The sequence below is a fragment of the Erythrobacter sp. W36 genome (assembly GCF_057364935.1).
In genome coordinates, this window is sequence record NZ_CP200281.1 from 965,394 (window position 1) to 984,698 (window position 19,305).

At 59.9% G+C, this 19,305-nt stretch carries 15 protein-coding genes and 2 pseudogenes; 6 read left to right on the plus strand and 11 right to left on the minus strand.

Annotated features, from left to right (window positions below):
- Positions 1-31 precede the first annotated feature (31 nt).
- Positions 32-1,463: pseudogene (locus AC0V6U_RS04790) on the minus strand (FAD-binding oxidoreductase).
- 123 nt (positions 1,464-1,586) lie between these two features.
- Between AC0V6U_RS04790 and AC0V6U_RS04795 the strand changes: the two are divergent.
- Both AC0V6U_RS04795 and AC0V6U_RS04800 read left to right on the plus strand, forming a co-directional pair.
- Complete coding sequence (locus tag AC0V6U_RS04795) at positions 1,587-2,261, plus strand: hypothetical protein (RefSeq protein ID WP_472645054.1); 675 nt, start codon at positions 1,587-1,589, stop codon at positions 2,259-2,261.
- A 169-nt stretch (positions 2,262-2,430) separates the two neighbouring features.
- On the plus strand, positions 2,431-3,930 hold the full coding sequence (locus tag AC0V6U_RS04800; protein WP_472645055.1) for a DEAD/DEAH box helicase: 1,500 nt from the start codon (positions 2,431-2,433) through the stop codon (positions 3,928-3,930).
- A 271-nt stretch (positions 3,931-4,201) separates the two neighbouring features.
- On the opposite strand, the gene AC0V6U_RS04805 is transcribed toward AC0V6U_RS04800, so the two are convergent.
- The gene (locus AC0V6U_RS04805) at positions 4,202-4,738 is read right to left on the minus strand and encodes a DUF7282 domain-containing protein (RefSeq protein ID WP_472645056.1); all 537 of its coding nucleotides are present in this window, start codon (positions 4,736-4,738) and stop codon (positions 4,202-4,204) included.
- 203 nt (positions 4,739-4,941) lie between these two features.
- Between AC0V6U_RS04805 and AC0V6U_RS04810 the strand changes: the two genes are divergently transcribed.
- The gene (locus tag AC0V6U_RS04810) at positions 4,942-5,496 is read left to right on the plus strand and encodes a DUF4262 domain-containing protein (RefSeq protein WP_472645057.1); all 555 of its coding nucleotides are present in this window, start codon (positions 4,942-4,944) and stop codon (positions 5,494-5,496) included.
- On the opposite strand, the gene AC0V6U_RS04815 is transcribed toward AC0V6U_RS04810, so the two are convergent.
- Positions 5,493-6,488, minus strand: a complete 996-nt coding sequence (locus AC0V6U_RS04815) for a hypothetical protein (RefSeq protein ID WP_472645058.1) — start codon at positions 6,486-6,488, stop codon at positions 5,493-5,495. The two genes, AC0V6U_RS04810 and AC0V6U_RS04815, sit on opposite strands and share 4 nt — an antisense overlap.
- A 106-nt stretch (positions 6,489-6,594) precedes the next feature.
- A pseudogene (locus tag AC0V6U_RS04820) lies at positions 6,595-8,914 on the minus strand (ATP-dependent helicase).
- Between the two features lie 302 nt (positions 8,915-9,216).
- Between AC0V6U_RS04820 and AC0V6U_RS04825 the strand changes: the two are divergent.
- A complete protein-coding gene (locus tag AC0V6U_RS04825; protein WP_486169385.1) occupies positions 9,217-9,618 on the plus strand; it encodes a hypothetical protein in 402 nt (133 codons plus the stop codon).
- Positions 9,619-9,648: 30 nt separating this feature from the next.
- Here AC0V6U_RS04825 and rsmD read toward each other — a convergent pair whose 3' ends face one another.
- The 3 genes from rsmD to AC0V6U_RS04840 all read right to left on the minus strand — a co-directional run bounded on the left by rsmD (position 9,649) and on the right by AC0V6U_RS04840 (position 12,333).
- The gene (gene rsmD, locus AC0V6U_RS04830; protein ID WP_472645060.1) at positions 9,649-10,248 is read right to left on the minus strand and encodes a 16S rRNA (guanine(966)-N(2))-methyltransferase RsmD; all 600 of its coding nucleotides are present in this window, start codon (positions 10,246-10,248) and stop codon (positions 9,649-9,651) included.
- Complete coding sequence (locus AC0V6U_RS04835) at positions 10,245-11,075, minus strand: pseudouridine synthase (protein ID WP_472645061.1); 831 nt, start codon at positions 11,073-11,075, stop codon at positions 10,245-10,247. The genes rsmD and AC0V6U_RS04835 overlap by 4 nt, the downstream gene beginning before the upstream one ends.
- A gap of 73 nt (positions 11,076-11,148) precedes the next feature.
- Positions 11,149-12,333, minus strand: a complete 1,185-nt coding sequence (locus tag AC0V6U_RS04840) for an aromatic ring-hydroxylating oxygenase subunit alpha (RefSeq protein ID WP_472645062.1) — start codon at positions 12,331-12,333, stop codon at positions 11,149-11,151.
- Positions 12,334-12,419: 86 nt separating this feature from the next.
- Here AC0V6U_RS04840 and AC0V6U_RS04845 point away from each other — a divergent pair, with 86 nt between their 5' ends.
- Entirely contained in the window at positions 12,420-14,153 is a 1,734-nt protein-coding gene (locus tag AC0V6U_RS04845; protein ID WP_472645063.1) for an AmpG family muropeptide MFS transporter, read from the plus strand.
- A 6-nt stretch (positions 14,154-14,159) separates the two neighbouring features.
- Positions 14,160-15,485, plus strand: coding sequence for an AmpG family muropeptide MFS transporter (locus AC0V6U_RS04850; RefSeq protein ID WP_472645064.1), 1,326 nt, complete (start codon positions 14,160-14,162; stop codon positions 15,483-15,485).
- A 107-nt stretch (positions 15,486-15,592) separates the two neighbouring features.
- Here the strand turns inward: AC0V6U_RS04850 and AC0V6U_RS04855 are convergent, their stop codons facing one another.
- From AC0V6U_RS04855 to AC0V6U_RS04870, 4 genes are all read right to left on the minus strand, one after another.
- A complete protein-coding gene (locus AC0V6U_RS04855; RefSeq protein WP_472645065.1) occupies positions 15,593-16,891 on the minus strand; it encodes a bifunctional folylpolyglutamate synthase/dihydrofolate synthase in 1,299 nt (432 codons plus the stop codon).
- A gap of 125 nt (positions 16,892-17,016) precedes the next feature.
- Positions 17,017-17,865 carry an acetyl-CoA carboxylase, carboxyltransferase subunit beta gene (gene accD, locus AC0V6U_RS04860; protein ID WP_472645067.1) on the minus strand — a complete coding sequence of 283 codons (849 nt, stop codon included), beginning with the start codon at positions 17,863-17,865 and terminating at the stop codon, positions 17,017-17,019.
- Between the two features lie 26 nt (positions 17,866-17,891).
- Complete coding sequence (trpA, locus tag AC0V6U_RS04865; protein ID WP_472645068.1) at positions 17,892-18,686, minus strand: tryptophan synthase subunit alpha; 795 nt, start codon at positions 18,684-18,686, stop codon at positions 17,892-17,894.
- Positions 18,683-19,036, minus strand: a complete 354-nt coding sequence (locus AC0V6U_RS04870) for a hypothetical protein (RefSeq protein WP_486169386.1) — start codon at positions 19,034-19,036, stop codon at positions 18,683-18,685. The genes trpA and AC0V6U_RS04870 overlap by 4 nt, the downstream gene beginning before the upstream one ends.
- Positions 19,037-19,305: the final 269 nt, after the last annotated feature.

Here is a 19,305-nt window from a genome sequence, read left to right on the forward strand (position 1 = left end):
AGGCGTTCATGCGCCCGCGCGCAAGCACGGTTCAATGATTGATGAGCAGCTTTCCCGGGTTGAACAGTGATTTGGGGTCGAGCGCCTGCTTTACGCTGCGCATAATTGAGAGCGCGGCGGGATCGCTGAGCCGCTCTAATTCATGCACTTTGAGCTGTCCGATGCCGTGTTCTGCGCTGATCGAGCCGCCCCATTCGCACACCATTTCATAGACGAGGCTGGAGATTTTCTTGCCTTCGGTTTCTTCCCAGGTGCCCGGTGTAGCGCCGCTGGGGGCGAGGACGTGAAAATGGACATTGCCATCGCCCAAATGGCCAAAGGCCGCCGCTGTTGTGCTAAGCAAAGGCGCTTTCCACTGCCGGGATCGCCTTCAGGATAAATTCGGGCATTTTCTCCACTGGCACAGAGATATCGTGCTGCATCGCCGGGCCAATGGCGCGCTCTGCGGCGGAAATCGAATCGCGCAATAGCCAGAATTGCTCCGCCTGGGTTTCATTGGCAGCGATGGCGGCATCTTCGAGCAGGTCTTTCTCAAAGGCATCGGCCATGATGGCCTCGACCCGCTCGCGCAGGGCATCGGCATCATCGGCGGTCGAGACGAACTCGATCAGCGCATACCAGGCGTGACTTTGGGTGAGCGGAGAGCGCGCATCCGGCAGATGATCGAGCACATTGATCAGGCAGTGGTCGGGGACGACCTCAAAGCCTTCCAGCGTGTCACCCATCGCGCGGTCGACATGGCGCAGCAGCGTCCGAGCCGCCGTGATGCTTGGCAGGCCCGCCCACACCGCGATCCGGCCGCGATGTTCCGGCAGCAGGCGCAGATTGGCGGCTGTGACGATGCCCAGCGTACCCTCTGACCCGATCAGCAATTGTTTGAGGTCAAACCCGCGATTGTCTTTCTTTAGCGCGGTCAGCCCATCGAAAATCTCGCCATTGGGCAGCACCGCCTCAAGCCCCAACACCTGAGTGCGCATCGTCCCATGCCTTAGTACTTGCGTGCCGCCAGCATTGGTGGACACCAGACCGCCGACGGTCGCAGAGCCTTTGCCGCCCAGCGTCAGGGGAAAGCGCATCTGCTTGGCCTCAGCCGCCTCATGCAGAGTTTGCAGGATCACGCCCGCCTCGCATACGGTCTGGCCCGCGTCGGCGTCCATGCTTCGGATATTGTTCATCCGGCGCAGCGAGAGAAGGATGGCCGCGCCGCTTTCATCCGGGGTTGCCCCGCCGCACATGCCGCTGTTCCCGCCTTGCGGAACGATGGGGATGGAATGCTGCGCGCACAGTTTGACCAGCTCAGCGACTTCTTGCGTCGAGGCTGGTGAGGCGAGGGCAAGCGCCCGCCCGGTGTAGCGTCCGCGCCAATCGGTCAGCCATGGCTCCAGCGCATCATTGTCCTGCGTGAAGCCTTTGGCCCCGAGCAATTGCGCCGCTGCGGTGAGGAATTCGTGGTGGTCCGTCATCGCGCTCGCTATGCCACACAGCGACGCGAATGCTCCAGAGTTTTGTAATCAAACTGGCAATCAATTAAGCCGCCATTCAATTCTAGCTGCTACACGCGTCCAATCGAGCAAGCCCACAGGGGGGTGAGCGACACTTTTCAGGAGGCCCAGACCATGCAAGGCATGCTCGCATTTGCGGCCCCAATTGCGTTGTTCACCGCTCTCGCCTCGCAAAGCACTGGGGTGGCCAATGCGGCTCCGGCGCCTTTTTCGCCGGTTCCGGTTGAAACGCAGACGCCTGATGTTGCTCCTGCCAATGCACTTGGCGATGAGCAGAAGCCGCCGCTGGCGAAATCGCAGGCGAAGGCGCGCAGCCAGTCTGACATTCCCGTATCCGCCAATCCGCTGAACGCGTGGCAACAAACCAATACCGTCCACCAAGTGCGCATTGAGCAGCGGGTGATTATCCGCATTTCTCCTCAGCGCCCAAGCCGGGGCAGTCAATTATTGGCCGACCTCCCGCGTCAGGGCCTGAACACGCGTTTTGAAGAGCGCAAGATGGACAAGTGCCTCGCGGTGGACCAGATCGCTGGCGTGCAAACCGGGCGGGGCAACCGCCTGCTGCTGTTCCTGCGCGACCGCCGGATCATCTCGCTCAATCTCGAAAAAGCCTGTCTCGCCCGCGAGTTCTACTCCGGCTTCTATGTTGAGAAGAACGAGGACGGAAAACTGTGCGTTTCGCGTGACAAGCTGCAATCGCGCGCGGGCTCAAAATGCGAAGTGGAACGCATGCGGCAACTGGTGGCCGTCAAAGACTAGCTTCCCGCGCGAGTGCCGAGCGCAGCCACACCTCGCATCCAAGCGCCCATTTCCTTGACTTTACGGCCAGTTTCGGCGATTGGCACGGCTCACCTTGAGCGAAGGGTTCGCACAAGGTTCTGACCGGCAGCGTGCTCGCTGCCCGCTATATCCGGAAAACACGCTTATAATGACTTTCGCCGATCTCGGCCTCTCACCTGAATTGCTCAAAGCCGTCGAAGACGCTGGCTACACTGAGCCCACCGCAATCCAAGCAGAGGCGATACCGCCCGTGCTGATGATGAAGGACATCATCGGCATCGCACAAACCGGCACGGGTAAAACCGCCAGTTTCGTGCTGCCCATGATCGATATCATGGCCAGTGGCCGCCGCCGCGCGCTGATGCCGCGCTCGCTTATTCTTGAGCCTACACGCGAACTTGCCGCGCAAGTTGCAGAAAACTTCGAGAAATACGGCAAGAACCACGACCTTAAGATGGCGCTGCTCATCGGCGGCGTCCAAATGGGCGATCAGCTGAAGGCGCTGAATGAAGGCGTCGACGTTTTGATCGCGACCCCGGGCCGCCTGATGGACCTGTTTGAGCGCGGCAAAATCCTGCTCAATGGCTGCGAATTGCTGGTCATTGATGAAGCGGACCGCATGCTCGACATGGGCTTCATCCCGGACATCGAGTTCATCTGTTCCAAGCTGCCTGAAACGCGGCAAACCATGCTGTTTTCAGCGACCATGCCGCCGCCCATTGCCAAGCTGGCGAAGACGTTCCTCTCCAATCCCAAGCGGATCGAGACGGCGCGCGCGGCGACCACCAACAAAGATATCACCGCCTTTAAGGTGCATGTTGAACAGCGTGCGAAGCTGTCGACGCTGCAATGGCTGCTGCGCAACGACCTGGTTGAAACCGCAATCGTGTTCTCGAACAAGAAAATGACCGTTCGCGAGCTCAACAAGAAATTGCAGAACGATGGTTTCCGCAGCGGAGAGATCCACGGCGACATCGATCAGAACACGCGCCAGAAAGAGCTGGAGCGGTTTAAATCAGGCGATATCAATATTTTGGTCGCTTCTGATGTGGCCGCACGCGGGCTCGATATCAAAGGCGTCAGCCACGTCTTCAACTATGACACGCCGTGGCACCCGGATGATTATGTCCACCGGATTGGCCGCACGGGCCGCGCCGGGGCGAAGGGCCGCGCGTTCACCTTTGTGACGAAATCCGATGCCGAGGCGATCGACAATGTCGAGAAGCTGACCAAGAATAAGATTGCGGTCTTCGGCAAAGACGACGTGCGGGTTGAGATCGCCGATCCAAAGGCATCGAAATCTTCCGATGATGATGGCGACCAGCCAGAGAAATCGGAAAAGCCCGCACGCCGCTCTCGCTCAAAGAAGCGCGACGAAGATGGCGATACGCCGGACGCACCGCGCGAGGCAAAGAAAGAGCGCAAACCGCGCCGCGCCCGCGAAGATCGCTCAGAGCGTGAAGATCGCCCGGAACGGGAAGAGCGCCCTGAACGACCAGAGCGTGAAGAGCAGCCAGAGCGCGCGGAAAAGCCCGAGAAACGAAGCCGAGGCGGTCGCCGCCGCCGCGACGAGGATGACGAACCAGTGCCAGCAGGCGAATGGAACGGTCCAAAGCCCGGTTTTCTCGACATGGGCTTTAAGGATTAATCAGCGCGGATTGCTCCGCAATTTTGCTGATTTTTTGAAAATTGGGTGGGGTTACCCATTTCCTCGGCGCAATTGCTTGGTAACAAGTCTTTGCGACCCGAGGTTCGAGCATCGAACCTTCACTATACGCCCCGCCGCGGAAACGCGCGCGGGGCTTTTTTGGGTGCTCGCCGCTCGAGAAATTTGAGTGAGGCCTGGCCATATTGACCAATGACCTCAAGCGATCCCGGCTTTCCCGGCATCGGCCTTAAAGACTAAGGGTCTTTCCGGCTTAGGGCACCGCGATGGCGTGGGCGATCATGCGATTGCCCTCAAAAACCGCGCGGTCTTCAACATTGGTATCGTCGACAAAGACAAAGTCGAACACGCCATCGGCGTTGCTGTCGCTGTGCAGCATCACGATATACATCGCGCCGCTTTCCGGCGTGGGGTTGAGCGTGATCGCCACGTCCTTGTTGGTGCCGCTTTTGATGTGAGTGTAGCCCGCGACATAATCGCCATTGGGCTTGCCATCGATAAACGGATGCATGACCAGCCAGCCATCGCCATCGATGTGCACCTCTGAGAAGGTCAGCGTGGTCCCATCGCCGCGCCGCACGGCGCTGGCCTGATTGGTGATCCGCTGTTCGGTGTAGGGGCGTTGCTCCTCGGCGAGTTTGACATCCTCAACGATGATCCAATTGGCCTCGCCATTGCCCAGCACAACGCCGCCGGGATTGGCTTGCTCCTGCGCGGTGGCCAGCGGCGCGGCCAGCAAGGCACCGGAAAGCGCAGCTGTTCCCAATACAGACCTCGGTGACATCATCATTTCCCCTATCCCAAAAGTGCTCTCGCAAAGTCTGGCATATTCTTCAGCCGAGAGGAAGATGAGTAAGGGGCCGTTAGGACTGGGTTTTAGTGGGCAAAATCGCGCGTAAGCCTTCTTTGACCCTTTCGATTTACTCTTAGGCTCGCGGGCTGGAATGCTGGTGCTTCCAAGGCCATCGAGCGGCGCGATGTGGGAGAGATAGCGTGCTTTCAAGGATTTCTGAGTGGTACCAAATGTATCAGGTGCAGAGGCATCACGCTGGTACTGAACGAAAAATACGAAAGCACGGTTGGACCGCGAACTACGTTTATGGTGAGGGCGAGAAAGATCACATCGACTTCGCCTATACGATCGCTTTTTCCGATTTCCGGGCGCCGGAACTGATTGTGTTCTCGCTTGATCCCATGCTGGTCAATTTTGTCTTCTGGGAACTCTTCGAGAAGGCGAAAGCTGGCCGGAAGCTCGAAGACGGGTTTGTCTTTCGGCCCCGTGACCCGGAGCTTAAGGGATTTGAATGCACCCTTCGTTCCGCGACTAAGCCAGAAACATGGAGCAAGTACGTGTTCGATGCGAAGGGCTATTCCATGCACAAGGGCAGAGGGGACAAGCCGCCGGTTATGCAAATTGTCTGGCCCAGCGCCGAAAACGGGAAATACCCGTGGTCTCCCGGATGCCCGGAAACGGTGATTGAGAGCCAGCCAGCGCTGTATGAAACCGCGCCTGTGAGCAGCAGACCGGTGTTCGGACGCCGGACCTAGGCGTCTTTGGAGGCTTCGTTAGCCGCCAGTTCCGCGAGGAATGCTGCGCTTTCGTCCAATCTCAAGGCCACGCCGGATATGGCTTTGGTGCCTCCGAAAAAGGTCGGGATATTGATCGGCTGTTTGAGACGCAAGCTGCAATTGGGCGAGGACATAATCGCGAGGTTGAGCACTTCCTTGCTTTCTAGCTCCTCGCTGGAGAAAGCAGCATGGGTGGAGGCGATTGAGCTGCGCGGAACCTCAAAATCATGGAGCATCCCGCTGCGCACGCGCACGCTGTCCTCCGTTAGCAACACAGGATTGATGCGGAAACTTTTGAGCAGCGCCATCGTCCAGATCACGCCCCAAACGCTCAGCGCGAGCAGCACCCAAGCGACCGTTAGATTCCACAGCATCAGCAGGAAGTGCACCACGCTGAGTTCGATCAGTTGCAGCACCAGAAAGGTCGCAACCATTGGCGTGAGATAGGTGTGATAGGCAAAGGCGCGCGCTCCGGCGGGCACATCGACAGGCGCCCCCCAGCGCAGCAGGCCGAGGCTCAGCACTTTGCATTCGCTCACCACCTGTCTGACGAGCGGCCTTGGCAAAACGCGCTCAAACCCGGCAATGATCGATCCGGTTTCGCGGTAGGTAACTGTGATCCGGACTGCGGACATCGCCAGATAGAGGGCGAGGGTCGCGCCAGCGGCGAGCAGCACTTGCGGGAGGGCGAAGTACTCGGCGCGAACGGGCGCGGAGGCCCCGGCAAGGATCACAATGCTGGCTACCGCGAGCACGCCGATCACTTTAAAGAACGCAGGTTTGTGATCCTCTGACTTCGCCATCAATGCAAGTAGCAAGGCATCCGCGACGACCCATGCGAAAAGGATGGCGGCCCAGCCAGAATTGGCCTGTGCCCAAGGCGTGAAGGTGAGAAACCTGGCCAATGCGATGGCGGCCAAGGGAAGCAGCAGGGGCAGGCTCTTCGCTATTGGCCGAGGTAATGCATGCATGGTCTGCTCCTTGCGCTGTTTGCCTGCTCAATAATCTACAGACGAGGCTCTGCCAATGCGATTGTGCGCATCATGTATTGTCATGAGCAGTACGCGGCGAGGAGCTTCACCCAGCCAATTTCACAAAGCTGTCGAGCACGCGTTTTGTGCCGTGTTCTTCGAACTCGATCTCCAGCTTATTGCCTTCCTGATCGGTCACGCATCCGGTTCCGAATTTCTCGTGATGCACCATCGCGCCGATTGTGATGTCTTGCCTAGGTTTCGCGGCGAAGCTGGCGGCGGAGCGGGTGTTTTCGCGCATACGCTTGGGCTTGGTGTCATAGCCAGTGGCGAGCGCGCGTTGCCAACCGGGGCCGCGGTTTTCCGCTCTGCCCGGCTGCGTTTGCGCGACATGGGCGAAGGGGTCGTCCTGCTCGCTCCAATTGGCCTGCCACAAGGAGGCGCCGCCGGTCATAGTGGTTTCCTGATCGATGTGTTCGTCCGGCAATTCCTCAATAAAGCGCGAGGGGATCGAGCTGGTCCATTGGCCGTAAATCCGGCGGTTAGCGGCGTGGAAAATGTGGCATTTGCGCCGGGCGCGGGTGATCGCGACGTAAGCGAGGCGGCGTTCCTCCTCCAGGCTGGCGAGGCCGCCTTCATCGAGTGAGCGCTGTGATGGGAACACGCCTTCTTCCCAGCCGACGCAGAACACATTGTCGAATTCCAGACCCTTGGCTCCGTGGATCGTCATGATCGTGATGGTGTCTTCATCGTCGCTGCGATCATTGTCCATGACCAGGCTGACATGTTCCAGAAAATCGCCGAGCGTCTCGTATTCCTCCATCGCGCGGGCGAGTTCAGAGAGGTTTTCGAGCTTACCAGCGGCCTCTGGACTGCGCTCGTTCTGCAGCATGTCGTTGTAGCCGGTTTCATTGAGCACCAACCGCAGCAGATCGGCCGGGGTCAGTTCGTCCACGCTTTCGCGCCAGCTGAGGAATTGCCGCATCAGCGCGCCAATGGTGTTCGCGGCGCGTGCGGGCAGCTCGTCACTGTCGGCCAGATCAAGCGAGGCCGCGGCCAGCGGCATGCCGGTACGCCGCGCATGGCTGTGCATTTTCTCCAGCGTTTTTGCGCCAAGCCCGCGCTTTGGCTGATTATAGATCCGTTCAAAGGCGAGGTCGTCTTGCGGCTGGGCAATGACGCGCAGATAGGCGAGGGCGTCGCGAGATCTCGGCGCGCTCATAGAAGCGGAAGCCGCCGATAATCCGGTAGTTGATGCCGATCTGGATGAAGCGGTCTTCAAACTCGCGGGTTTGATATTGCGCGCGCACCAAAATCGCGACCCGGTCCAGCGGTGCGCCTTCGCCCTCCAGGCGTTCGATCTCTTCGCCGACCCGGCGGGCTTCCTCTGGCGCATCCCAGACGCCCACGACTTTCACCTTGTCGCCCGCGTTCACTTCGGTCCAAAGCGTCTTTTCATGCCGTTCGCTATTGGCGCGGATCAGGCCAGAGGCGGCGCCCAGAATATGCGGGGTGGAGCGATAGTTTTGCTCCAGCCGGACGACATGCGCGCCGGGGAAGTCCTTCTCAAAGCGTAGGATGTTGGCAACCTCCGCCCCGCGCCAGGAATAGATCGATTGGTCATCATCGCCGACGACACAGATGTTCTTATGCTCCTGAGCGAGCAGCCGCAGCCAGAGGTATTGGACCGCGTTGGTATCCTGATATTCGTCGACGAGGATGTATTTCCAGCGCCGCTGATAATCGGCCAGCACATCGTGATGCTTGCGGAAGATGTTGAGGATATGCAGCAGCAGATCACCGAAATCGCAGGCATTGAGCGCGATCAGCCGGTCTTGATAGGCACGGTACATTGCTTTCCCGCGGCCATTGGCGAAGGCCTCGCTATCCCCGGCATGGAGATCACCGGGGTTTAGCCCGCGGTTCTTCCAGCGGTCGATCAATCCGGCGAGCTGGCGCGCGGGCCAGCGCTTCTCATCAATATCCTCGTCCCGGATCAGCTGTTTGAGCAAGCGCAGCTGATCATCGGTGTCGATGATCGTGTAATTGCTCTGCAGGCCAACCAGCTCCGCATGGCGGCGCAGCATCTTGGCGCAGATCGAGTGGAACGTGCCGAGCCACGGCATCCCCTCAACGCTTTCGCCCAGATGGCGGGCGACCCGCTCGCGCATCTCGCGCGCGGCCTTATTGGTAAAGGTCACGCACAGGATTTGGCTGGGGTAGGCGCGCCGGGTCGCAACCAAATGCGCCAGCCGCGCGGTCAGCGCCGCTGTCTTGCCCGTGCCAGCCCCGGCCAGCATCAGCACCGGGCCCTCTGTCGTCAGTACAGCCTCACGCTGAGGCGCGTTCAATTGCGCGGCATAGGCCGGGATCGGCGCGCTACCGGGCGGGGGAGCATTGGCGGGTATGGCGTGGGGGTCTGTCATAATATTGCTGTGAACAAGTAGAGAACGTGATCGCCCCCCGCAAGCACGCATATTCGGTCATGCACGTCTCTTCTCAAGGAAAATGCGCAAGTCCGCCGGAGTATTTGCGAGCCATTATCAACCCACCGTGCTTTCGCCACGCATGACGCTTAGCCGTGCGCGGGATACGCCGCGTGCTTCGCCAAAGCCTTCGCAAGGCGGCAAAGCATCGTCATAAGGATGGGGCTTGCTCAAGAGGGGAACTCGTACGGGCAAGCGGGTCGCGTTCGTAACGCTTGGGATCAATCTTTATGGAGAACCCCATGCGTAAGTCTTTTACTTTTCTAGCCAGTGCCGGCCTTATGGCACTTGCAATTCCAATTGGTTCAACCGCGCTGGCTCAGGACGAAGCAGCGCCCGCCACATCCACCGATATGACACCCGATCAAACGGCCGCTTATGACAGCTGGCCGCCTGATCAGCAGGCCGCCTATGACACATGGCCGATGGAAACACGCGGATATTACTGGACTCTCTCGCCTGATCGTCAGGAGCTGTTTTGGCGCCTGTCGGACGAGGATCGTGTGCTGATCACCTCCATGAGCGGACCGGACCGCGAATCGACATGGCAGGTCATTGAAGCCCGCGCAGCCGGTGCAGCGGAGCCTGCACCAGCCCCCGAAGGTGAACCGGCAGACATGCCGCCACCAGAAGGCGGTGAGTAAGGTATGATCGGCTAAATACGGCCGATCATATCAATCGAAGCGAGCGGCGGGAGGTGCAGTGTCCTCTGCCTGGGTCGAACTTGCGCGAAACAGCACAAGTTTGCCTTTGCCGACCCGCCGTTCCGCTTCGATTTCCAAACCCTTGAGCGAACCTTTGACCGAGACGTCCTCTTTGGCCGCCACTTCCAATGCGATCCATGTGGCCGGGCCAATCCAATTGAGGCGCTGAAACCGGTCAAGCGCGACCATTCCCGCACCCGTGAAATAGGGCGGGTCCATTAGTATCAGATCATAGGGCGCACGCGCCGGGCCAAGGCTCATGACAGAGCCGCCTTGCACGTCGGCGCGATCTCTGGCGCTGAGCGCCGCGATATTGGCGCGAAGCGTGTCGAGCGCCGCGCGGTCTTGCTCCACGAACAGGCAATGCGCCGCCCCGCGAGAGAGCGCCTCTAGGCCCAATGCGCCGGACCCCGCGAACAGGTCGGCGACGCGCAGGTCTTCAAAGCTGCCGAGACGGCTGTGCAGCATGCTGAACAATGTCTCACGCGTCCGGTCCGCCGTTGGCCGGGTCGCATCGCCTTTTGGGGCGGCAACTTTGCGTCCGCGCCATTCGCCTGCAATGATCCTCATTGGCCTTGATTGTCCTGCTTACTTTGCTTGCGGGCCTGTTTCAGTGTGCTGACAAACCGGTCAAGATCGCCCTTGCGAATGCGCACGGCCTGGCCGCGTCCCAAATCCGCCAGCTCAAACGGGCCGTAAGCGGTTCGGATCAGGCGGCTGACCTCTAGACCCAGATATTCGAGCACCCGGCGAACTTCGCGGTTCTTGCCCTCGGTGATGGTCATTTCGATCCACTGATTGCGGCCGCCGCCTTTGCCCCCGTGTTCTTTGTTGGCATTGATGGAGCCGTAACGCACACCGTCGATCTCAATGCCCTCGGCCAAGGCCTCGAGCTGTTCCTGCGAGACATCGCCGAATGCGCGGGCGCGGTAGGTGCGGGGGATGCCGCTCGCGGGAAGCTCCATTTGCCGCTTCAGCCCGCCATCATTGGTGAGCAGCAGCAAGCCTTCGGTGTTCAGATCGAGTCTGCCGATTGGCATCAATCGCGGTGTGCCCTTGGGCAGGGCATTGACCAGCGCGTCATAGATTGTCGCGCGGCCAGTAAAATCACGCTCCGCCGTCAGCAGCCCGGTCGGCTTGTGAAAGGCATAGAGCTGAGACGGCTCAATCGGGCCGACGGCTTTGCCATCGACGGCGACACCGCGCAGGTTGGTGAGGAAGGTCGCGGGCGTTTCCACCGGCTTTCCATTTAGCGTGATGCGGCGATCATCGATCATCCGCTCGATCTCACGGCGGCTGGCAATGCCTGCGCGCGCGAGCAGCTTGGCGATGCGGTCGCCCTCTGGGCGGTCTGCGGACCTCGACGTATTGGGGGGCGTTTTGGGAGAGTTTGTCATGACTGGCCCGCGCCTAGGCTGTCCGACGGCGTCGCGCAACAATCTCGCGAGGTGAGCGTGTGTTTGGAGAGCTTTACGCGCTCTGCGCCAAGGCCGCCGCAATGGAATCGTCGAAGCGCGCAATGCCGCCTTCCAGCGTGCCAAGCGTGAGGTGATCGATTGCGCCGCTTTCGAGGCCTTGCTGGCCTAGCTCTGCTGCGCGGAAATCTTCGCTGGCGAACACGCCGCCATCCAGCAGATCCCAGCTGCGCTCCCAATGGCTGCGCGCTTTGTCGGTCTGCGGTTCCTCCGGGATCAGCATGAAATCCTCAACCAGAGTGTGATTGTGGGCGCTCGGCATCAGAACCATGATGTTCACATAATCGGGGCTAGGCACGATGATTGTCGCGGGCAGCAGTTGATAGGCGAAAGTGACGACCTGACGCAGCTGCGCCATATCCTCAAAGCTTAGCCCATCCATTTCCTCCAACCGCCCCACGGCAGAGCGTTGATGCGGGCCGATATTATCGCCGCTGGTCACGCCATCCTTAAAGAACGGGCCAATCGTGTTCGCATGCAGCCGGGTGACATGATAGCTTTCGAGGAAGGCATCCATGATGAGCTTCCAATTGCCCGCGACCGAATGAGTCTTGCGGCGGAACAGATGGGCCTGATCCATGCCAAAGGCTGCAAAGTCTTCACCCAATGTCTTCGCGTGGCTGAAGTCTGTGCCGTCCTGAGGCGCAAACCAGATCAGCCCGCCTGCCTCAAGCGATGGAAGCTCAGCGAGGCCATGTGCGCTCTTATCAAGACCGGGAAAGGTCTCCGCCCGTGGTAGGGCAAGCAGTTCTCCATCCAGCCTGTATGTCCATGCGTGATAGGGGCACACCAGACGGCTGGCGCATTGCACTTCATCACCCTCGACCAGGCGCGTGCCCCGGTGGCGGCAAACGTTGAGGAACACGTGGACCTTGCCGCTCGCATCGCGGGTGATCAGCAGCGGGCGACCCGTGCCATCATGCGGCACCGACATGCCCGGCTCTGGCAGCAAAGCAGAGGGCGCGAGCACTTGCGGGAGGCGGTCAAACAGCGCGGCTTTCTCCGCCGCGAAATGCGCTGGATCGGTGTAGATGCTCGCAGGGAGCGTCTTGATACCATCTTTTGGCCGCGTGCCGCCCGCCTTGATTTGCTCGGCCAGGGCCAATTGACCAGCCGTCGGGCGCAGGATTTTGGCCGGATCATCCACCAAAGGTGTTGATGGCGTTGTTGGCGCGTTCATCGAAGCGTTCCTATTCCTCTCATCCCCGAGTAGTGTTGCAGAAATCGGCCGGTATCGAAAGGCTGGGATCGAAAGGACGTTCGAATATGTCAGAGGCAGCGGCCAAGGCGAGCAAACCGGGCTGGGCAGAGGTCTTTCGCTCGATGGGGCAGAAAAAGACCGGCTACATGGCGCTGTTCGGCTTCGCCAGCGGTCTGCCCTTCGCTTTGTTCCTGGGCACTTTGTTCGCTTGGCTCAGCGATGCTGAGGTCGATCTGGAGACCATGGGCGTCTTCTCGCTGATCGGTCTGGCCTATGCGTTCCAGTTCCTGTGGTCGCCGCTGATCGACAAAGTGAACATTCCCGGCATGCGCCGTCTCGGTAAGCGTAAGCAGTGGATCGTCCCCTCGCAATTGCTGCTGGGCGTAATCCTCGTCTCGCTTGCGCTCAGCAATCCCACCAATGAAAGCATCGGCTGGTTCAGCCTGCTCGCAGGGATCGGCGCCTTGGCCAGCGCGACTCAGGACATTGCGATCAACGCCTGGCGGATTGATGTCGCGGATGAGAAGGCGACACTCGATATCCTCTCCACCGTCTATCAAATGGGGTTCCGGCTGGCCGCACTGGTTGGCGGGGCATTGGGCCTGATCATCGCCGCACGGATCGGCTGGCCTCAGACCTATTTGCTGATGGGCGCAATCCTGCTCGGGATTGGCTTTATCGGCCTGTTTGCGCCCGACAGCGACAGCAAGAAACTGGCCGAGGGGCAGCCCGCGGTCGTCGATGAGCTGTTCGTGGGCCTGCGCAAGCAGGGCGAGCTGGAGCCCGGCATTCGTGCCAAGGCGCTGTTGGTGGTAGGCGGCCTATGGGCAGGCGCCATCGGTGTGGTCGTCACCTTCATGTATATGTCTTTGGCTTACGCGCCGGAGGACCGTCCAAACCCGACCGAATTTACGGTCAATTATGGCCCGTGGATCATTGTTGCGACCATTATAGTCCCCGCGCTGATCGCGGGCTGGCTGGCGAGCCAAAAGAAACAAGGCAATTATCTGCTCGCCGAAGATGCGCCCGCACCGCAGGGCAGCGGTTTTGTGATGGACCACCTCTATCGCGCACTTGTTTTGCCATTGGTTGAGTTTGTCGGACGCATCGGCTGGTCGCTGGTGCTGATCCTATCGCTCGTTCTGACCTACCGGATTTGCGACGCGATCTGGGGCAGCTTTGCCTATCCGTTTTACCTCGGTGAACTCGAATACACCAAAGACGAGGTTGCCTTCGCCTCGAAGTTCTTCGGCGTCGGGGCGATCATCCTGGGCCTTGCTCTGGGCGGCTTTATGCTGACCATGATGGGCCGGATGCTGACGCTGACGATTGGCGCTTTGCTCGCTGCGCTCACAAACTTGCTCTATGCCGATCTGGCGCTGGGCGGGGCGAATATGCAGGCGGTCAGCGATGCAGTTGGGTTCTCCTGGGCGATCAGCCAAGTGCCCGTCATAGGCAGCCCGTCGCTCGCTAAGCTGACCTTCACAATCTTCTTTGAAAACCTCGCCATCGGCATCGCAGGCGCGGCCTATATCGCGTGGCTATCCTCCATCGTGAACAAGAATTTCAGCGCGGTGCAATATGCCCTGCTGTCCTCGCTCACATTGCTGGTCGGCACCTTGGGACGCGGCGCCTTGGGCGAGATGATCGAGGACCAAGGCTATTACGATGTCTTCATCCTGACGACGCTGATCGGCTTTATCGCGGTCGCCTTGTGCCTGGCCGAATGGTTCCGCCAATCGCGCAGCGGGCCGACAGGATCGGGCGTCGTCACGCCAGAGGCGCAGCCAGCGGAGTAGGCGCCTTTGGCCGAGCCTCAGCTGAGCGCGAAGCGCGATTGGTGGAGCGCGGCGAGACCCTATTTTGAGAAGGAATCGCTCGCCGCTTTCTTTGTCGGCGTGTCCTCTGGCTTTCCCTATGCGATGATCGGCGCGACGCTGACGACGCGGCTTGCGCAGGATGGGATCGACAAAGCGACCGTCACCGCGTTCACGCTCGCGTTTCTCGTCTACAATTTCAAAGTGTTTTGGGCATGGGTGGTCGATGGCGTGCGCATCCCGCTGCTCGGCCGTTTGGGGCAGCGGGTCTCGTGGATGCTGCTCTCCGGCGTGATGGTGATCGCGGCGGTGGTCAATCTCGCGCTGGTCGACCCATCGGGCAATCTGCCTGCGACGATCATTGCCGCCGTGCTCGTCGGCATTGCCGGGGCGACATTCGACATTGTGATCGACGCCTACCGGATCGAGACGCTGAAGCCGTATCAGCTGGGCACGGGTTCGGGCATGAACCAATATGGCTGGCGCGTCGGCTCCGCCGGGGCAGGGGCCATCGCGCTGGTGGTCGCGGTGCGATATGGGTGGGAGGCGGCCTATCTCTCCTGCGCTTTGCTGGCGCTGCCCGCGATGCTCACCGCATTGATCATGGGAGAGCCTGCGCGGCGGCAAGTCACGATCGCGCGCAAAGGCGTTTCTGACGTGTGGCAGTCGATCGCTGGACCTTTCAACGAGTTCTTTCAGCGGCACGGCGCGTGGCTCGTCCTCGCCTTTATCCTCGTCCACAAAATCGGCGATACGCTTGCGAACCTCACATTCCGGCTGCTGTTCGATGATCTGGGGTTCAGCAATGATGAGATCGCAATTTACGACGTAGGCGTGGGGTTTTGGGCCTATCTGATCGGGATATTTGTGGGCGGGATTATCTATGCGCGTCTGGGCCTGAAACGCTCGGTGCTGATCGCGCTCATTCTGATGGCGGTGTCGAATGTCAGCTTTGCAGCCTTGGCGGCGGCGGGGCATTCTAACTTAGGGCTAGCCTCGGCCATCGGGTTTGAGAATTTCGCCAGCGGCTATGGCGGGGTAGTGGTGGTCGCCTATTTCTCGGCGCTGTGCGACCTGCGTTTTACCGCGGCCCATTATGCGATGATCAGCGCGGCGGCGAGCATCGTCGGCAGGCTGATCACAGGGACCACGGCGGGCGGCCTGATAGAGGCCACGGGATATGTGAACTTTTACCTGCTCACCACAGTCTTGGCGGTGCCGGGGATCGTGCTGTTCTGGTGGATGATGCGCAGCGGATTGGTCGACGATTCTATGGGCACGGCGGGTAGGGTGCAAGGGCAAACCGCTGAGTAAATGCGCGAGATACCGTCTGCCCTGAGCCTGTCGAAGGGCTGCCCTGTTTCTTCTGCCAACAAAAGGAAGTTCAGTCCTTCGACAAGCTCAGGACAAGCGGGTGTCCGTTAGTCAGGGATCTCGTCATTCAGGCGCAAGACTTCGCCCGCCAGATAGAGCGATCCCGCGATCAGCACAGGGTAACCGTCATCGGGAATGTGCAGCAGCGCGTCTTCAATTCCTTTGCGGGCGACAGCGTCTGGGCCAAAGGCTTCGGGTGGGTGGCAATCTTGACCGGGCACCGGGACGATAGTGAGGCTGCGGACTGCATCGCCCAGCGGATCGAGCAACGCACGCGGATCTTTGTTGGCGAGCATGCCGAGGATGAGGTGCAGTGGCTGATCAAAGTGCTTGGCGATTGCTTCACCAGCACTTGGGTTATGACCGCCATCGAGCCACAAATTCCGCCCGGCAACCCGCGATGTCAGCGGCCCATCTGACAGACGCTGCAGCCGTGCAGGCCATGTGGCGCTTTGCAGCCCTTGCATGATCGCGCTTTGCGAGACTGCCAATTTCTCCTGATGCCGGACCATAGCGACTGCCAGGGCGGCGTTGCTGGACTGGTGCTCTCCTGGCAATGCGAGTTCAGGAAAATGAAGGATACCAAGCTTGTCGCAGTACCCTTCATCACCGTAATTCCAATCGCGCTCAATCCGATACAGCAACGATCCAGCAGCGGCCGAGCAGACCTGAATCTGTTTCCGTTCAGGGCTGCTCCAGTTGATGGAAAGAAGCGGCACGTCCTTCTTCGCAATCCCAGCCTTTTCAAACGCGATCCGCCGCATGGGCGCCGCCGCCAACGCAACTGGCAGGCCATCCTCCGGCGCGAGCAGGAACTTCTCGTGATCGATCCCCAGCGCCGCAATCCCGCAGGCCGCGAGCGCTTTGGGCTCCAGCACATTGGTGGCGTCCAAACGCCCTCCAAGCCCAACTTCGACTACGCAGGCATCGGCGGGCACGCGGCTGAACGCTAGGAAGGCGGCGGCGATGGTGACCTCGAAAAAGCTCGGGCCCAGATCCTCGCATGCGTCCAGAACCTCTGCCAGCAGCGCTGCCAAATCCGAATCGGAAATCAGCTCTCCGGCCAGCCTGATCCGCTCGTTATAGCGCACCAGATGCGGGCTGGTGGTCATATGCACGCGGTAACCCTCCGCCTCCAGCATCGCGCGCAGAAATGCACAGGTGGAGCCTTTGCCATTGGTGCCCGCGACATGGAAAACTGGCGGCAATTGGCGATGCGGATTGCCTAGCCGCTCCATCATCGCGGTGATCGTCTCCAGCCCGATGCGGCCATCCGGCACGCTCAGCTGGCTTAGACGATCAAGCTGAGCCTGAACGCGCGGGTCGTCGGACTTTCCGAAATCCATTAGTCATTACTCGTCATTGCGAGGAGCCTGAAGGGCGACGCGGCGATCCATGTGCCAATGGAGTGCTTGGGCGCAATGCCAGAAGATGGATTGCTTCGCCTTCGGCTCGCAATGACGAAACCCCACTACGCCGCGACGGGCGGCTGCAGATAGTCGATCACATTGGCCAAAGTGGCTTTCAGATCATGGCGCTTCACCACCATGTCGACCATGCCGTGCTTGTGGAGGTACTCCGCGCGTTGGAAGCCTTCGGGCAATTGCTCGCGAATGGTGTCTTGGATCACCCGCTGTCCGGCAAATCCGATCAGCGCGCCGGGTTCTGCAATCTGGATATCGCCCAGCATCGCATAGCTGGCGGTAACGCCGCCGGTGGTCGGGTCGGTCAGCACGACGATATAGGGCAGGCCGGCCTCTTTCAGGCGGCGCGTCATCACAGTGGCGCGCGGCATTTGCATCAGGCTGAGAATGCCTTCCTGCATGCGCGCTCCGCCAGCGGCGGTCACGACGATATAGGGGCATTTGCGGGTCAGCGCACGCTCGGCCCCGGCGCAAAACGCCATGCCCACGGCCATGCCCATCGATCCGCCCATAAAGCCGAAATCCTGCACCCCGACGACCGCAGGGTGGCTGTCGATCGTGCCCGATCCGACGACAAAGGCATCGTGATGCGGATTGTTAGCCCGCGCGATCTTCAGCCGGTCGGTGTATTTCTTACTGTCCTTAAACTTCAGCGGGTCTTCAGTGACCTGCGGCTGAGGCAGCAGGTCAAACCCTTCATCTAGCAGCAGGTTCAGCCGCGCATCGGCGCTGATCCGGCCGTGATGCTCACAGCGCGGGCAGACCGAGAGATTGTCCTCATATTCCTGAACAAACAGCATTTCCTGGCAGGATTTGCATTTGATCCACAAATCCTTCTCAGAGCTGCGCTTGTCGCTGAACCCCAGGGAATTGCGGACGCGGGTGAACCAGTTCATTTCAAAATCCTGTTTGCTTAGGCGATCTAGGCTCTAGCCGTGTGGACCGCGTGCGCCAATGCCGACGTCAGCTCTTGTAGCTTGGCGGGAGCCTCTGCGCCATATTCGCCGATGATTTCCACAAGTGCGGAGCCAACGACGACGCCGTCGGCGACCTTGGCGATATCGGCGGCTTGCTCTGGCGTGCGCACGCCAAACCCGACCGCTACCGGCAGGTCAGTGGCGGCTTTAAACCGCGCAACCGCCTCTTCAATGCTGTCCTGGGCGGCCTGCTGTTTGCCGGTGATACCCGCAACAGAGACGTAATAGAGGAAGCCATTGGCGCCCTCCAGCACCGCGGGCAGGCGCTTTGCATCGGTGGTGGGCGTGGCCAGCGGGATCCAGTCGATCAAATGGGCGTCTAGGTCCCATTTGAGCTCTTCGTTCTCCTCCGGAGGCAGATCGACGCAGATCACGCCCCTCACGCCCGCTTTGAAGCAATTGACGGAGAACCAATTCTCACCGCGCCGAACCATCGGATTGGCATAGCCCATCAGGACCAGCGGAACCTCGGGATGCCGCTTGCCGAAGTCTGCGGCTATTGCGAACACATCTGCGGTAGTGGTGCCCGCGCCAAGGCTGCGCAGGTTCGCGCTTTGGATCGCGGGGCCATCGGCCATCGGATCAGTGAACGGCATACCAAGCTCAATGACATCCGCGCCGCCCGCAACCAGCGCATCGAGATTGGCGGCGGTGTCACCATCGCCAGCGGTGATGAAGGCGACGAGTGCAGGATGACCCTTGTGAAAGGCCGCAGTGAGTGGGGAAGGGGGGCGTGTCATATTCCAGGGACATCCATAAACGTGCCAATAATGCCGATGATCACCGAAGCTCCGACAGTGAATATGATTGCGCCTTCGATCCATATGGTCGAACCGAATGCAGCCCTAAAGCCAATCATTATGGGAAAGACGAGAAAGCCCACTAGGAAGTATCGCGCGCCCCGTCGAGGGTCAAAACCAACTTCGAAATCGGAGAAATTTGAGCGGTCATACAGCGCCATAAACATAGCAATACACACTGCGCCCAGAAACGTGGCTAAAGCGGCCAAAGATAACTCACCATCGAAAATGTAACCTGTGATGAGCAGCGCGGCGAGAGTAAACCAGCCGATCAATTTTCGTAGGTTCACATCGCCACCCCAAGCTTTCTAATACTTCCGCCATTCCCGCGAAGGCGGGAATCTAGAGTCGACGCCTGCGGGTATCGCCGCTTTGGATTCCTGATCAAGTCCGGAATGACGTTTGAGGAGAAGGCGTTTTGGAGCCTGCTCATTCAGCCCATCCTTGTTTGGGCTCCGGCCAAGTCCGGCGTGCAACCCTTAGCAGAGACATGAATACCAAGCCCCCCAAGCCGCCGCCAATAGCTCCACGCCAACTGGAAGTGAGATCAGGGCTGATG